At 62.5% G+C, this 13,287-nt stretch carries 16 protein-coding genes; 10 read left to right on the top strand and 6 right to left on the bottom strand.

Translation table 11 applies throughout. The annotated features are described in order from the left end of the window. Positions 1-4: 4 nt before the first annotated feature. Both EB815_RS26815 and cysS read right to left on the bottom strand, forming a co-directional pair. On the bottom strand, positions 5-391 hold the full coding sequence (locus EB815_RS26815) for a VOC family protein (protein ID WP_056563367.1): 387 nt from the start codon (positions 389-391) through the stop codon (positions 5-7). Continuing rightward, positions 388-1,821 (bottom strand): cysteine--tRNA ligase, encoded by a 1,434-nt coding sequence (cysS, locus tag EB815_RS26820; protein WP_056563369.1) that lies wholly within the window; start codon positions 1,819-1,821, stop codon positions 388-390. The genes EB815_RS26815 and cysS overlap by 4 nt, the downstream gene beginning before the upstream one ends. A gap of 167 nt (positions 1,822-1,988) precedes the next feature. On the opposite strand from cysS, the gene EB815_RS33460 reads away from it, so the two are divergent. Together EB815_RS33460 and EB815_RS26825 are read left to right on the top strand one after the other, a co-directional pair. Next, positions 1,989-2,129, top strand: a complete 141-nt coding sequence (locus EB815_RS33460; RefSeq protein WP_162258858.1) for a hypothetical protein — start codon at positions 1,989-1,991, stop codon at positions 2,127-2,129. 109 nt (positions 2,130-2,238) lie between these two features. Next, positions 2,239-2,394, top strand: a complete 156-nt coding sequence (locus EB815_RS26825; RefSeq protein ID WP_013896350.1) for a hypothetical protein — start codon at positions 2,239-2,241, stop codon at positions 2,392-2,394. Between the two features lie 78 nt (positions 2,395-2,472). Here the strand turns inward: EB815_RS26825 and EB815_RS26830 are convergent, their stop codons facing one another. Beyond that, complete coding sequence (locus tag EB815_RS26830; protein WP_056563376.1) at positions 2,473-3,234, bottom strand: SOS response-associated peptidase; 762 nt, start codon at positions 3,232-3,234, stop codon at positions 2,473-2,475. Between the two features lie 127 nt (positions 3,235-3,361). On the opposite strand from EB815_RS26830, the gene EB815_RS26835 reads away from it, so the two are divergent. The 4 genes from EB815_RS26835 to EB815_RS26850 all read left to right on the top strand — a co-directional run bounded on the left by EB815_RS26835 (position 3,362) and on the right by EB815_RS26850 (position 5,811). Beyond that, positions 3,362-3,796 (top strand): NUDIX hydrolase, encoded by a 435-nt coding sequence (locus EB815_RS26835; protein ID WP_056563379.1) that lies wholly within the window; start codon positions 3,362-3,364, stop codon positions 3,794-3,796. Between the two features lie 62 nt (positions 3,797-3,858). Continuing rightward, on the top strand, positions 3,859-4,236 hold the full coding sequence (locus tag EB815_RS26840; protein WP_056563384.1) for a TIGR02301 family protein: 378 nt from the start codon (positions 3,859-3,861) through the stop codon (positions 4,234-4,236). A gap of 454 nt (positions 4,237-4,690) precedes the next feature. Then, a complete protein-coding gene (locus tag EB815_RS26845; RefSeq protein ID WP_008874920.1) occupies positions 4,691-4,948 on the top strand; it encodes a hypothetical protein in 258 nt (85 codons plus the stop codon). A gap of 71 nt (positions 4,949-5,019) precedes the next feature. After that, complete coding sequence (locus tag EB815_RS26850) at positions 5,020-5,811, top strand: hypothetical protein (protein ID WP_056563387.1); 792 nt, start codon at positions 5,020-5,022, stop codon at positions 5,809-5,811. A 38-nt stretch (positions 5,812-5,849) separates the two neighbouring features. On the opposite strand, the gene EB815_RS26855 is transcribed toward EB815_RS26850, so the two are convergent. Continuing rightward, the gene (locus EB815_RS26855) at positions 5,850-7,181 is read right to left on the bottom strand and encodes a dihydroorotase (protein ID WP_056563390.1); all 1,332 of its coding nucleotides are present in this window, start codon (positions 7,179-7,181) and stop codon (positions 5,850-5,852) included. A 75-nt stretch (positions 7,182-7,256) separates the two neighbouring features. On the opposite strand from EB815_RS26855, the gene EB815_RS26860 reads away from it, so the two are divergent. The 3 genes from EB815_RS26860 to EB815_RS26870 all read left to right on the top strand — a co-directional run bounded on the left by EB815_RS26860 (position 7,257) and on the right by EB815_RS26870 (position 10,959). After that, positions 7,257-8,117: a YgfZ/GcvT domain-containing protein gene (locus EB815_RS26860; protein ID WP_056563393.1), complete on the top strand. Its 861-nt coding sequence runs from the start codon at positions 7,257-7,259 to the stop codon at positions 8,115-8,117. Then, complete coding sequence (locus tag EB815_RS26865; protein ID WP_056563397.1) at positions 8,117-8,752, top strand: HD family hydrolase; 636 nt, start codon at positions 8,117-8,119, stop codon at positions 8,750-8,752. The genes EB815_RS26860 and EB815_RS26865 overlap by 1 nt, the downstream gene beginning before the upstream one ends. A gap of 65 nt (positions 8,753-8,817) precedes the next feature. Continuing rightward, positions 8,818-10,959, top strand: a complete 2,142-nt coding sequence (locus EB815_RS26870; protein WP_056565559.1) for a putative bifunctional diguanylate cyclase/phosphodiesterase — start codon at positions 8,818-8,820, stop codon at positions 10,957-10,959. A 16-nt stretch (positions 10,960-10,975) separates the two neighbouring features. Here EB815_RS26870 and EB815_RS26875 read toward each other — a convergent pair whose 3' ends face one another. Continuing rightward, positions 10,976-11,866 carry a fatty acid desaturase family protein gene (locus EB815_RS26875; protein WP_056565562.1) on the bottom strand — a complete coding sequence of 297 codons (891 nt, stop codon included), beginning with the start codon at positions 11,864-11,866 and terminating at the stop codon, positions 10,976-10,978. 112 nt (positions 11,867-11,978) lie between these two features. Here EB815_RS26875 and EB815_RS26880 point away from each other — a divergent pair, with 112 nt between their 5' ends. Then, positions 11,979-12,896: a LysR substrate-binding domain-containing protein gene (locus EB815_RS26880; protein WP_056565565.1), complete on the top strand. Its 918-nt coding sequence runs from the start codon at positions 11,979-11,981 to the stop codon at positions 12,894-12,896. Between the two features lie 15 nt (positions 12,897-12,911). Here EB815_RS26880 and EB815_RS26885 read toward each other — a convergent pair whose 3' ends face one another. Further along, positions 12,912-13,184: a DUF3303 domain-containing protein gene (locus EB815_RS26885; protein ID WP_056563399.1), complete on the bottom strand. Its 273-nt coding sequence runs from the start codon at positions 13,182-13,184 to the stop codon at positions 12,912-12,914. Between the last annotated feature and the right edge of the window lie 103 nt (positions 13,185-13,287).

The raw sequence follows: 13,287 nt of genomic DNA on the forward strand, positions 1-13,287 counted from the left end.
CGTCTCACTCCGGATCATGGCAGACAGCCTCGACGTTGTTGCCGTCGGGATCGAAGACGAAGGCACCGTAGTAGTTCGGGTGATAATGTGGGCGCAGCCCCGGCCCGCCATTGTCCTTCCCGCCGGCGGCAAGGGCCGCGGCGTGGAAGGCGTCGACCTCGGCACGGCTGCGCGCGGTGAAGGCGACGTGCTGATGGGCCTTGGGCTTGTCCTTGGCGGCCTGCAGCCAGAACACAGGGCGATCGCGGCCATAGCCGCCGATCTTGGCACCGCCGGTGTATTCCAGCGGCACCATGTGGATCAGCGAAGCGCCAAGCGGTGCCATCGCCTTGTCGTAGAAAGCCTTCGAAGTGTCGAAATCGGCAACGTTGATACCGAGATGGTCGATCATCTTTTCACCTCCCAGGTCGTGATGCGTGCGCCGGTCGCCGGATCCTTGCCGTCCTTCAACTGCACGCCTTGCGCCAAAAGGTCATCGCGGATGCGGTCGGCCTCGGCCCAGTTCTTCGCCGCGATGAGGGCGAGGCGATTGGCGATTGCCTTGGCGATCTTGTCCCCATCCACGTGTTCGGAGCCGACATCGAAGCCAAGAAACAGCAGCGACGCCTTCAGTGCGGCGGCGGCTTCATTGCCGTCGGCTGCCTCACCGGCCAACTGCGTCAAAACCTGGAAGGCGGCATAGGTGGCCAAGTCATCGGAGAGGGCCTCCACGACCTTTGCCGGCAGTTGCCCGACGGCCGGCGCCAGGTCCGCCGCGCGTTTCCACTTGCGCAGCGTGTTCTCCGCCTCCTCCAGCTTGCGCACGGAGAAGTCGATCGGCTCGCGGTAGTGCGTCATCAGCATCGCCAGCCGCAGAACCTCGCCCGGCCAGCTGCGCCCGCCGAAGGTCTCGGTCTCCAGCAGTTCATGGATCGAGTAGAAATTGCCGAGGCTCTTGGACATCTTCTGCCCCTCGACCTGCAGGAAGCCATTGTGCATCCAGACATTGGCCATGACCGATGTGCCGTGGGCGCAGCGCGACTGGGCGATCTCGTTCTCATGATGCGGGAAGATCAGGTCGAGGCCGCCGCCATGGATGTCGAAAACCTCGCCGAGATAGGCCGCGGACATGGCGGAGCATTCGATGTGCCAGCCCGGCCGGCCCCTGCCCCATGGGCTCTCCCAACCCGGCTCTTCCGGCGATGACAGCTTCCACAGCACGAAATCTTGCGGGTTCTTCTTATGCGCATCGACGGCGACGCGAGCGCCGGCCTGCTGCTCGTCGAGATTGCGCTTCGACAATTGCCCATAGTCCGGCATCGACGCCGTGTCGAAGAGAACTTCGCCAGCCGCGACATAGGCATGGCCGCGTTGGATCAGGTTTTGAATCAAGGTGATCATGTCGGCCTTGCCGTCGGCCCGCGGCTCGACGAATTCGGTGGCGCGCGGCTCGACCGTAGGCTCGAGGCAGCCGAGCGTGGCGACATCCCTGTGGAACTGGTCGGCGGTCTTTTCCGTCACCCGCCGGATCGCTTCGTTGAGCGACAGCTTTCCGGTGGATATCTCGCTGCCGAAATCGCGCAACGCACGCGCGTTGATCTTGTCGTCGACGTCGGTGATGTTGCGCACATAGGTGACGTGGGCTTGTCCATAGAGATGGCGCAGCAGGCGGAACAGCACGTCGAAGACGATGACCGGCCTGGCATTTCCGATATGGGCGAAGTCGTAGACGGTGGGGCCACAGACATACATGCGCACGTTCAGCGCATCGATCGGAACGAAATCCGTCTTTGTGCGCGTCAGCGTGTTGTAGAGGTGCAGGCCCTTCGATGCGTCAGACATTCCATGCCTTCCCGGTTCAGAACTTCTTGTTTGCATGGAGCCAGCCCCGCGCCGAGGCGCAAATCAGGCTCCCAGCCTGCTGGCCGGGGCGTTTGTCCAATCTGGGGAAAGATGAGGCGAAAACGTCCGGACCAGCGCGAGGCTAGCCAATAATGCAAATGCCACAAATGGCGAAAGACGTTTTCATGGGCGGCTTTATCGCCTTGGCCAGTGTTGCCGTCAAGTCGCTGATCTCGGGAAAAACGTCGCCAGGACGGGCAAAACCGTCGCTCGATCACGCGGAATCAGCCAGTGAAACATTTTATTAAACATGTCGGCACAGTCATGAAACATTCGCCGGCTAGATCACCAAGCGTCACGATTTGGTCGGAATCAGCCATCAAACGCAGACACGAAAACGTTACCAGGGAAGAGAACATGCCTCGAAGCAAGCAGGACGCCAACCGCGCCAAGCAACCGGCGCTGGCCAGCCACTATCGCGCAATCGGCCCGGCCGCGATCGTCGCGGCACTTCTTCATACCGCGAAGAAGAAGAAGCCGGCGCAGAAGATCGTATCGCCGCGCGCCGCCTGAGATGATGTTCCGCCGGCGCGATCGCCGGCGATGAGGGTGCGAACAAGCACCCTGGAATAAGGCCTTCGACAGGCTTCGCTAGAACAGCGTCATCTGACTGTCGTCGGTGCCAGGCTTCTGGCGTCTGGCCTTCTCGGGCTCCGGGCCGATCTCCCCTCTTGCTTGAATCTCCGGTCCGGTGTTGGCGACCTTATTGACGAGGTCGGAGACTGGAATCGCTTCGAAGAAATCAAGTTGCGCCGGCCGCAACAGGTCGGCGACATCGCGCGGTTCCTGCGTGCGGCAATCCAGCCAGCGAGCGAAGTCCCCGGGATCGATGACCACCGGCATCCGATCGTGGATATGGGCGATGTCGGCATTGGCGGTTACCGTCAGGATTGCGCCGGTATCCATTTCCGAGCCGCCTGGCTCCGCATAGGTCTCGATCAGCCCGGCAAAGGCGATCAGCCCGCCATGCCTGGGCCGGATCCAATAGGGCTGCCCCTTCTTGCCCCCGGCCTGCCGCCATTCGTAGAAGCCCGACGCCGGCACCAGTGCGCGGCGATGGCGCATGGCAGCCTTGAACGAGGCCTTTTCGATCGCGCCTTCCGAGCGCGCGTTGAACAGCAGCGGAAACTCCCTGGTGTCCTTCACCCAGGCCGGGATGAGCCCCCAGCGCACCAGCATCGGTTGCCGGTCCGGCAAATTGGAGCCCGGTGAGCGCGGCGCACCAGCGGTCGCCATCAGCACCGGCTGGGCCGGCGCGATGTTGTAGCGCGCCGGGAAATCTTCCAGTTCGGCCAAGCCCAGAAAGGCAGCGGTTTGATCCGGCGTGGCCGTCAAGGCAAAACGTCCGCACATGATCGATTGCTCCTGCTCTGAAATGGTTGCGCAAGAAAGTGGCGATGGAACTGCCGCACTGCAACCGCTAAAGCTGCCAGACGCCAACCGTCCACAGCGGGCCGCGGCGGCCGAACGATTGAGAGCCATGAACGACATACGAAAGATACTGCCGGCCGTCTCGGTAGCCGTGGTGCGTGGCGATACCGTGCTGCTGGTCAAGCGTGCCCGGCAGCCCTCACAGGGACTCTATGCCTTTCCAGGCGGCAAGGTCGAGGCCGGCGAGACGCTGGAGGATGCCGCGAAGCGCGAACTGCTGGAAGAGACCGGTCTGCGTGCCACCGGTTTCCGCCCGCTTCGGGAAATCCATATCGACGGCAGGGTCGATTCCCACCCTGTCGATTACCGACTCACAGTCTTCGGCGCCGCCTATGCCGGGGGCGAGGCCGTGGCCAGCGACGATGCCGAGACAGCCGCCTTCTACACGCTCCGCGAGATGGCGGCGCTGCCGCTTGCCGGTTCGGTGTTCGCGGTCGCGGAATATCTGCTTGGCCGACCTGCTGGTTCCCGTGACAGCCGCTGAATTCCTCAACGGCCGCGCCGGAAACGCCTTGCAGGCGACAAATTGTTTGGCCACATAGACCTATGAGCCGCGCTCCTTTTCTTGTTGCTTTATGCATAGCCGTCAGCACGGCAGTGGCCGTGCGTCCGGCGCTCAGCGCCGAGTCGCCGTTCGAGCCGGGGCTGATGCGGCTTGCAGAGGTTCTGGGGTCGTTGCATTTCCTGCGCAATCTGTGCGGGGAGAAGGGCGACCAGTGGCGTGGCGAGATGGAAAAACTGCTCGATTCGGAAAATCCGGACCCGGAGCGCCGTGCCCGGTTCATCGCCAGCTTCAATCGCGGCTATCGTTCCTTCGGCGGCACCTATACCCAGTGCACCGCTTCAGCCACCGAAGCCATCAACCGCTACATGAAGGAAGGCGAGACGCTGTCGCGCGATATCGCCTCGCGCTATGGAAACTAGCGTATGCCGCCCAAAGCCGCGCCGGCTTTGTGGACACGACATGCGTGAGAACAATCACATAATGCGCGTTGCATGACTGGATTTCGGCGCCGCGCGCTCGAGGCAATCCATCAACAGATATCGGGGCCATCATCGGTCAAGTTGGAGAAGTCCGGCTTGTACCGGTCGGTGTCTTGGTGCAATCCTGATGTTGCACTTCTGCAACAGCGTTAATCAAACGTTACCGCACGAATGCGAAATTAACTCAAACTGAAGGTTTTCAACCCGCAGGCCGGCCTAATCGGCTAAGTTTGATCCGGGTTGAAACGCAGCTTCGCCAAACACAGCCGCCCCCTGTAAAACACGATCAAAAAAATGTCGTATTTACAGATACTTACTTAGGCTGCGTGTAAACGGAACAGATCAAGCATGATCCCCATTGAGGGGTCGCCGCTTGAAAGGGTGGACATCGCTTATGGAACATGGTGTCAACGACATCGACGCGCTGGTCAGGGAAGAGAAACGCCTGACGGCGGTGGAGAGCCACAGCGAAGCCTGGGCGGAAGGCCTTTCGGCCGGCATCGAGCCCGAGATCATTGCCGAGGCGGCGCTAGAGACCGCGTTCGGTGAAATGCTGCGCGCCAACGGCGAGACATCGGCCCTTGCCCTGCTCGACCGCATGCGTGAAAAGGTTATTGCTGGCGCCTTCGAACCCGAGCGGCTGCGGCACTGAACCGACATCCGGTTCTTTGACGATCGAGTGCCGTTTGGGCATCATGCCCGGGAGCCAAGGAGAAACGGGCAGTGAATTTTCCGATGTCCGGCCGGTCGAAGGGCCCGGTCCTCTACATCCGCCTCGCCGCTTGCTGTGCCGCGATTGCCTTTGTGGCGTGCCTGGCCAGCAGCCCGGCCTATGCGCTGAGCGAAATCCAGGACGAAAAGCTTCCCTCACCCGTCACACCGTCAGCGGATGACGACGCTTCGTCGTCGGGCGGCGCGATTCCCATGCCTGACCCGGTGGGAACGCCGCCTTCGACCGGCCAGCAGCCGGCAGCTCCGGACGCGGCGGAGCCCGACAGTCCTGCGGATGGCGGCAGCAACAGGCCGCGTGTCGATCCCGAAGCACCCTTGCCGGAAGTCGTCTACGACCTCGGCAAGCTGCCTGAGCCCGTGCGGCGCATGCACGACCTCATCATCGAAGCCTGCAAGAGCGGTGATATCGAAAAGCTCAGGCCCCTGATCGGCAAGGGCGACAGCATGACCCAACTGTCGCTGGCCGACATCGACGGCGACGCCATCGCCTTCCTCAAAGGCCTGTCGGGAGATCCGGACGGCCAGGAGATCCTGGCCATCCTGGAGGAAGTGCTCAGTGCCGGCTATGTTCATGTCGACGCCGGCACACCGCAGGAACTCTATGTCTGGCCGTATTTCTTCGCGCTGCCGCTGGACAAGCTCGACGCCAAGCAGCGGGTCGAACTGTTCAAGATCGTAACCGCCGGCGATTTCGACGACATGAAGCAGTTCGGCGCCTATATCTTCTATCGCGTCGGCATCACGCCCGCCGGGCAGTGGACGTTCTTCGTCGCTGGCGACTGAGCGATCCTACCCCCCACGACAAGGGAGGTTGAGGAAGCCTATCCCGGCAACGCCTCGGAAAACTCCACCGCCCGCCCCTGCCCAGGCGTCACGATTTCGCCTTCCCACATGATTTGGCGGCCGCGAATGACGGTGCCGACCGGCCAGCCGGTGACCTCCTTGCCGTCATAAGGCGTCCAGCCCGCTCTTGAACCGGCTTGCGCATTGGTGATGGTCTCGCGCCGCTTCATGTCGACAATGGTGAAGTCGGCATCATAGCCGGCGGCGATGCGGCCTTTCCTGGCCATGCCGAAGATACGTTGCGGCCCGTGGCTGGAGAGATCGACGAAGCGCTGCAAGGTCAGCCGTCCCGCATTGACGTGGTCGAGCATGATCGGCACCAGCGTCTGCACACCGGTCATGCCCGAGGGCGAGGCCGGATAGGGTTTTGCCTTTTCGGCCAGCGTGTGCGGCGCGTGGTCGGAGCCGAGCACATCGACAATGCCTTGTGCGATGCCATGCCAGACGCCGTCCCGGTGACGGGAGGCGCGCACCGGCGGGTTCATCTGGATCAGCGTACCGAGCCGGGCATAATCGTCGGCACTCAACGTCAGATGGTGCGGCGTCGCCTCGCAGGTCGCGACGTCCTTGTGCTGTTCAAGGAACAGAATTTCCTCGGCGGTCGAGATGTGCAGGACGTGGATGCGGGCGCGAGCGTCGCGCGCGATGCGCACCAGCCGTTCGGTGCAGCGCAAGGCGGCGATCTCGTCGCGCCAGACCGGATGCGATGACGGATCGCCCTCGATGCGTTCGCCCAGACGTTCGCGCAACCTGAATTCGTCCTCGGAATGGAACGCGGCACGACGGCGGGTGTTCCTCAGGATCGAAGCGACACCTTCGTCGTCCTCGACCAGCAGATCGCCGGTGGACGATCCCATGAAGACCTTTATGCCCGCCGCACCCGGCAACCGCTCGAGTTCACCGACATCCCTGGCGTTATCGCGGGTCCCGCCGACCCAGAACGCGAAGTCGCAATGCATGCGGCCGGTGCCGCGCCGGATCTTGTCGGCAAGCGTTGCCTCGCTGGTGGTCAGCGGGTTGGTGTTAGGCATCTCGAACACCGCGGTGACGCCGCCGAGCACCGCGGCCCGCGAGCCTGTTTCCAGATCTTCCTTGTGCTCCAGTCCGGGCTCGCGAAAATGCACCTGGCTGTCGATGACACCGGGCAGGACGTGCAGGCCGCGGCAGTCGATCGTCTCACCGGCCGAGGCCCGGCGGAGATCGCCGATGACCGCGATGCGCCCGTCCTTCACGCCGATATCGCGTTGCCCCTCGCCGTCATGGTTGACTACCGTGCCGCCTGTCAGGATGAGGTCGTAGGTCATGGGCATGCTCTCTTGCGGGGGGAGTGTCAGCGGCTTACGTAATGGCCAACCGTTTTGCAAGATCAGGCTTTTATCCTCCCCATGCCCTTTGCCCTGCTGAAAGACCGCGCGCTCATCTCCGTTTCCGGCCCGGATGCCGAGCACTTTCTGCAAAACATCCTGACCACCGATCTCGATACGCTCGGCGAAAGCGAAGCAAAGCCCGGCGCGCTTTTGACTCCGCAAGGCAAGATCCTGTTCGATTTCCTCATCTCGCGCGCCGGTGAAAACGCCTTCCGCCTCGAATGCCGTGCCGACATTTCAGATGATTTCGTTCGCCGGCTGATGCTCTACAGGCTTCGCGCCAAGGTCGAGATTGCCAAATCGGAACAAGCGCTTGTCACTGTTGCGTGGGGAAAAGAGTCAATCCCTTCGGAAAATGATTCAACCGCGGTTGCCGACACGCGCTTTCCCGGTGAAGGCGTCACGCGCTCCTATGCCGGCACCGAAGACGCCGGCGACGACGACGCCTGGCAAACCTTCCGCATCGCCCACGGCATTGTCGAGAGCGGCGCCGACTACGCGTTGGGCGACGCCTTTCCGCATGACGTCCTGCTCGACGAGACGGGTGGCGTCGGCTTCAGGAAGGGCTGCTATGTCGGCCAGGAAGTCGTCTCGCGCATGCAGCATCGCGGCACGGCGAGGCGCCGCGTGCTGATTGTCCAGGCAAGTCCTCCCCTGCCCGCCGCGGGCACCGACCTCACCGTCGAGGGACGGCCCGTCGGTACACTCGGCTCGAGTACCGGCGGCACGGGACTTGCCATCGCCCGCATAGACAGGGTCAAGGCAGCCTTGGATGCCGGCCTGCCGATCCTGGCTGGCGATGTCCCGGTGACGGTGACCATTCCCGCATGGGCCAAATTCCGTTTTCCTCAGGAAACCGTCAGCGCGGAGGAAGCCTGATGGCGGCGGACCGCGCCGGTGCGCCGCCGCGTGCCTGGCAGCGCATGCTGTCCGGCCGTAGGCTTGACCTGCTCGACCCCTCCCCACTCGACATCGAGATTTCGGACATTGCCCATGGGCTTGCCCGGGTCGCCCGCTGGAACGGCCAGACCAGCGGCGAGCATGCGTTTTCGGTTGCCCAGCATTCGCTGCTGGTCGAGGCGCTGTTCAACGAACTGGCGCCACAAGCTTCGGCCGATGACCAGTTGGCCGCGCTGCTGCACGATGCGCCCGAATATGTCATCGGCGACATGATCTCGCCGTTCAAGTCGGTGATGGGCGGCAGCTACAAGGACTGCGAGTTGCGCCTGCAGCGCGCGATCCATCTGCGCTTTTCCCTGCCGCCCGAACCGGCCGCGGCACTGCGCAGGGAGATCAAGCGTGCCGACCAGATCGCCGCCTATTTCGAGGCAACGCTGCTCGCCGGCTTCTCTACCGCCGAAGCGACCGAATTCTTCGGCCGTCCGCGCGGTTTTTCCGCCGAGCGCTTCGACTTCACACCGCGCTCGGTAACCTCCGCGCAAAATGCCTTCCTGAAGCGGTTTTCGGGGATCGAGAAGTCGCGGCGCCCGGTTGCGACGTCGGCGGTAGGGTAGAAAACGCTAAATTAACCGGAACGGATAACAGTGCGGTGTTCGATCACGCACCGCAGGCGCGCCTCATGCCCGTCGTGGATGTCAAGAATGGTTCGGTCGTGCCGGAGCGGACGGCCGAAGGCATGGAGCGCTCGCGCCGCATGGAAGACGAGCTGCGCGAACAGAACGAACGCTTTTCAGCCGCCGTCGAGAACATGTCGCACGGCCTGTGCATGTTCGACGCCGACGAACGCATGATCATCTGCAACGGCAACTACCTCAATATCTTTCGCCTCGACGCCAAGCTGATACGTCCGGGCATCCGCTTCATCGACATCCTGCGGCACAGCGTCGACATCGGCATCGCCTCGCAAACCGCAGACGAGCTTTATGCCATCCGCAAACCCTATATCGACCAGGCGAAACCCTCGACCTACGAGGAGACGCTGTCGGATGGCCGCATCGTCAGTATCTCGCACCGCCCGCTGGCCTTGGGCGGCTGGGTTTCGATCTACGAGGACATCACCGAGCAGCGGCGCGCCGAGCAGGACCTCAAGGAGCAACACCGCCGCTTCGATGCCGCGCTCGCCAACATGTCGCAAGGCCTGCTGATGTACGACGGCAACGGCAAGATGATCGTGCGCAACCGGCGCTTTCTGGAGCTCTACAACGTTACCGCGGCCGACCTCCCGCTTGGAACAACGCACCGCGATGCGCTGGAACGATTGCTGGAACTCGGCATCTATACGAAGATCGATGTCGATAGCGAAGTCGCCAAAACCGAAGCCTGCCTGGTGGCGGCAAAGATGCATTCGGCCTATCGATATCTAACCGACGGCAGGACGGTTCTGGTCACGCACCAGCCAATGAGCGGCGGCGGCTGGGTGGTGACCTTCGACGACGTCACCGAACGCCGCCGCACCGAAGAGCGCATGACCCATCTTGCGCATCACGACACGCTAACCGGGCTGCCCAACCGCTCGATGCTTCGCGAGCGGCTCGACCTGGCCCTGGACGATGAGGCGGCTACGCCGTTGGCGGTCTTCTCGCTCGATCTCGACCGCTTCAAAGCGGTCAACGACACCTGGGGACATCCTGCCGGCGACTGGCTCCTGAAAAGCGTCGCCGAGAGGCTGCAGCGCTGCCTGCGCAATCAAACAGATATCGTAGCCCGTTTCGGCGGCGACGAGTTCGTCATAATGCAGTTCGATTCCAGAGGCATCGCCGAGGCGGAAAAGCTGGCGAAGCGCATCGTCGAGGCGATCGCAAAACCGTTTCGCGACAAGAGCCGGGAGATGCACATCGGTATCAGCCTCGGCATTGCCGTTTTCCCCGACGACGGCAGGGACGCCGATACGCTGCTGAAAAACGCGGATACGGCGCTCTATCGAGCAAAGAGCGAAGGAAGAAACCTGTATCGCTTCTTCGAGCCCGAAATGGACGCCGTGGTGCAGGCCCGCCGGGCGATCGAGGTAGACCTCGAGGCTGCGCTGCCGCGCCAGGAATTCGATCTTGACTTCCAACCCATCATGAACATCGCTTCCGGCGAGATCGTCGGCGCGGAGGCCTTGATGCGCTGGCATTCCCCGGCGCGCGGCACCGTCGCTCCGGACGAATTCATTCCGGCCGCCGAAGAAACCGGACTGATCGTGCCGCTTGGCGAGTGGGCGCTGAGAACCGCCTGCACGGCGGCGGCGAGCTGGCCTCCCGGCTTGCGCATCGCGGTCAATGTCTCGGCCGTGCAGCTTAGGAGCAGCGGCTTTGCCCGCAGCGTCATCTCGGCGCTGGCCTTTTCTGGCGTGCCGGCCGCACAGCTGGAGCTGGAAATCACCGAAACCGTGCTGATGGACGAGAGCAAAGCCGTGCTCAAGACGCTGCGTCAGTTGCGCGAACTCGGTATCCGCATCGCGCTGGACGATTTCGGCACCGGCTATTCCTCGCTCGGCTACCTCAGGCGTTTCCCGGTCGACAAGATCAAGATCGATCGATCGTTCATTGGCGACATGGCCAATCACGACACCGCGGCGATCGTCCGCACCGTCATCGGGCTCGGCACCGAGCTTGGCATTGTTGTCACGGCCGAAGGCGTCGAGACCGAGATGCAGCTCGACATGCTGCGCGAAAATGGCTGTGTCGAGGCTCAGGGGTACCTTATCGGCGTACCCTCAAAGGCATCGGATATTCAGCGCCTGTTGAAATCGCGTGCACTGCACAACCGGATCGGCTGACGGCGTCCGCGCAAGGTCAGCTTAGCGTTTCCAAATATTTCTCGTGGAAGCTGACATAGCCGGGCTCTACCACCTTGAGATGCCGCTCGATCAGCGCGTGAAATTGCGGCAATTGATGAAATGGCACACCGGGATAGGCGTGATGCTCGGCGTGGAACGGCATGTTCCAGGCGAGCTTGCGCACCACCCAATTGGTCAGCGTGGTTCTTGTGTTCTCCAGCATGTTGGCGACGAACGGACAGCGGCCGTGCTCGGCCAGGAGATAGAGACGCAGAAACGGCTGACCGAGCAGAGCCGGAATGATCCAGACATGAAGGAGCACGGAGAGCTGGAAATAGACGGCAAGCAGAATAAGCACGGCGTAGAAGACAATCATGGCGCGCGCCTCGGCGCTAACCTTGGGTCGACCTTTCGGCGGCACATAGCTTTCCTGGCTGCCGCCGGCCGCATTGGCGTAGAGCGTCTTGAGATGGCCCCACCACAGCGGAATGCCGGAGACATGCACAAGATACTGCCGCAGCGTTTCCGGCTTGGGAAAGGCCAGTTCCGGGTCGTTCTCGGGATCCTGGGTGAAGCGGTGATGGGCGAAATGGAAATAGCGGAACCAGTCGGCCGGCAATGCAAGCGCCAGGCTGCACACCCGCGCCACGGCATCGTTCAGCCACTGCGTCTCGAACGCGGTGCGATGAACCGTCTCGTGCAGCAGTGTGAACAGGAACACGATGAGGATGCCTTGCGGCAGCATCAGCAACGGCCAGAATGGCACTTTCGCGGCGATCAGCGATCCAATGATCGCAATCGCACCCCAGTGAGCGAAGAGCTGAGCGAGACCCGCGGCGTCGGACTTGGCGGTCAGGCGGCTGCGTTCTTCCGGGGTTAGTGACGCGATTATGTCGCGATGGTCCATCGGCTTGATCCAGAGTGGCAATTTGACGAGGCTCACCCTAGCCGTTGAAAAAGCTTTCCAAAAGCGACGATTCCTGCGATTTGGATAAGCCTACCTTATCTATATGGCGATCATGGTCACATCTCCATCCCTCAAAGGGCTTCAGGCTTTCGAGGCCGCGGCGCGCACGGGCAGCTTTGCCGCGGCGGCGGAGGAGCTTTCGGTTTCGGCCGCCGCCGTCAGCCAGCTTATCCGCACCGTCGAGGAGCAGATGGGCCGCAGGCTGTTTCATCGGGTCAACCGCAAAGTGGTCCTCACAGAGGCCGGCGTGGAGATGCTGCCGCGCCTGACCATGGCCTTCCAGGAAATCGGTAGCGTCTCGCGCGAACTGGGCGGCGACGCATTTCGCCCACGCCTGGTGGTCTCGGTGCCGCCATCCATGGCCATGGGCTGGCTTTCGCAGCGTCTGTACGGTTTTGTCGCAAGCCATGGCGCCGCCGATATATCGCTGCGCGGTGACGACGACCCTGTGCCGTTCGACCGCGAGTTGATCGACATCAGGCTTTCTTACGGTCCGCACTATCGCGATCACCCGACCGAGGACATCGCCCGGGACGCCGTCTATCCCGTCTGCGCACCATCGCTTTCCAGCGCGATCAACGCAGGCGACGATCCTCTTGCAGCGCTGCCGCTGATCCACACCGACTGGGGTCCGACCGGCGCATCGTTTCCGTCCTGGCGCAACTGGTTCGAGGCGGCCGGTGTCCAACCTGGCCGGGCAGCGCAGCGCGGCCTGTCGGCCAACTCGTCTCGTGCCGCGCTCGACCTCGCCATTTCGGGACTGGGCGTGGCACTGGCACAAGGGGTCTATTGTGCCGAAGCGGTGGAAGACGGCAGGCTGATAAGGCCGGCAGCCAGGGCAATCGCGCTACGCCAGCCATATTGCCTGACTATACCGGAGCGCAGCGCCAGACGCGATGTCGTGGCGGCGTTCCGCGACTGGCTGATCAAGGAATGCCAGCGCATGGTGGGCTCACCGGCGCTGCGTTGAACCGATACACGATGGTCACAGGTGTCCGCTCAAGGCCACCACCATGTCCTTGCTGGTGGCCACGGGAACGATCTCGAATTCGACCAGATCAGCCCATTCGACGACCCAGCGCTGCAGGAGCGTGACGTCATCGGCCTCGACGAGCAGGAAGCAGCGGCTCATATCCGCCGCGATCCAGCTGTGGTGCACGACAAGCTCCTCCGGCTTCAGACGGCCCCGGTCGCGAAAGCGGCGGTAAATGTCCTTGCGATCGCAGCCGGTGAAATCCTCGATCACGATGAACTGCATGTTTCCCCCTAGAGCAATTTCAGGAAAAGTGTGAAGCGGTTTTCCGTCCGGAATTGCTTCAAAACAAATAGATAGAGCAACTCGCCGTTTCCGTGAAACGGCG

The sequence above is a fragment of the Mesorhizobium loti genome (genome assembly GCF_013170705.1).
GTDB classification, from domain to species: domain Bacteria; phylum Pseudomonadota; class Alphaproteobacteria; order Rhizobiales; family Rhizobiaceae; genus Mesorhizobium; species Mesorhizobium loti_D.

What these genes read in the sequence shown, in the direction of transcription:
- EB815_RS26855 (WP_056563390.1), bottom strand. Translation starts at nt 7,181, where the DNA reads ATGCCCATGACCTACGACCTCATCCTGACAGGCGGCACGGTAGTCAAC.
- cysS (WP_056563369.1), bottom strand. Translation starts at nt 1,821, where the DNA reads ATGTCTGACGCATCGAAGGGCCTGCACCTCTACAACACGCTGACGCGC.
- EB815_RS26835 (WP_056563379.1), top strand. Translation starts at nt 3,362, where the DNA reads ATGAACGACATACGAAAGATACTGCCGGCCGTCTCGGTAGCCGTGGTG.
- EB815_RS26830 (WP_056563376.1), bottom strand. Translation starts at nt 3,234, where the DNA reads ATGTGCGGACGTTTTGCCTTGACGGCCACGCCGGATCAAACCGCTGCC.
- EB815_RS26885 (WP_056563399.1), bottom strand. Translation starts at nt 13,184, where the DNA reads ATGCAGTTCATCGTGATCGAGGATTTCACCGGCTGCGATCGCAAGGAC.
- EB815_RS26845 (WP_008874920.1), top strand. Translation starts at nt 4,691, where the DNA reads ATGGAACATGGTGTCAACGACATCGACGCGCTGGTCAGGGAAGAGAAA.
- EB815_RS26860 (WP_056563393.1), top strand. Translation starts at nt 7,257, where the DNA reads ATGCCCTTTGCCCTGCTGAAAGACCGCGCGCTCATCTCCGTTTCCGGC.
- EB815_RS26815 (WP_056563367.1), bottom strand. Translation starts at nt 391, where the DNA reads ATGATCGACCATCTCGGTATCAACGTTGCCGATTTCGACACTTCGAAG.
- EB815_RS33460 (WP_162258858.1), top strand. Translation starts at nt 1,989, where the DNA reads ATGGCGAAAGACGTTTTCATGGGCGGCTTTATCGCCTTGGCCAGTGTT.
- EB815_RS26840 (WP_056563384.1), top strand. Translation starts at nt 3,859, where the DNA reads ATGAGCCGCGCTCCTTTTCTTGTTGCTTTATGCATAGCCGTCAGCACG.
- EB815_RS26875 (WP_056565562.1), bottom strand. Translation starts at nt 11,866, where the DNA reads ATGGACCATCGCGACATAATCGCGTCACTAACCCCGGAAGAACGCAGC.
- EB815_RS26825 (WP_013896350.1), top strand. Translation starts at nt 2,239, where the DNA reads ATGCCTCGAAGCAAGCAGGACGCCAACCGCGCCAAGCAACCGGCGCTG.
- EB815_RS26865 (WP_056563397.1), top strand. Translation starts at nt 8,117, where the DNA reads ATGGCGGCGGACCGCGCCGGTGCGCCGCCGCGTGCCTGGCAGCGCATG.
- EB815_RS26880 (WP_056565565.1), top strand. Translation starts at nt 11,979, where the DNA reads ATGGTCACATCTCCATCCCTCAAAGGGCTTCAGGCTTTCGAGGCCGCG.
- EB815_RS26870 (WP_056565559.1), top strand. Translation starts at nt 8,818, where the DNA reads ATGCCCGTCGTGGATGTCAAGAATGGTTCGGTCGTGCCGGAGCGGACG.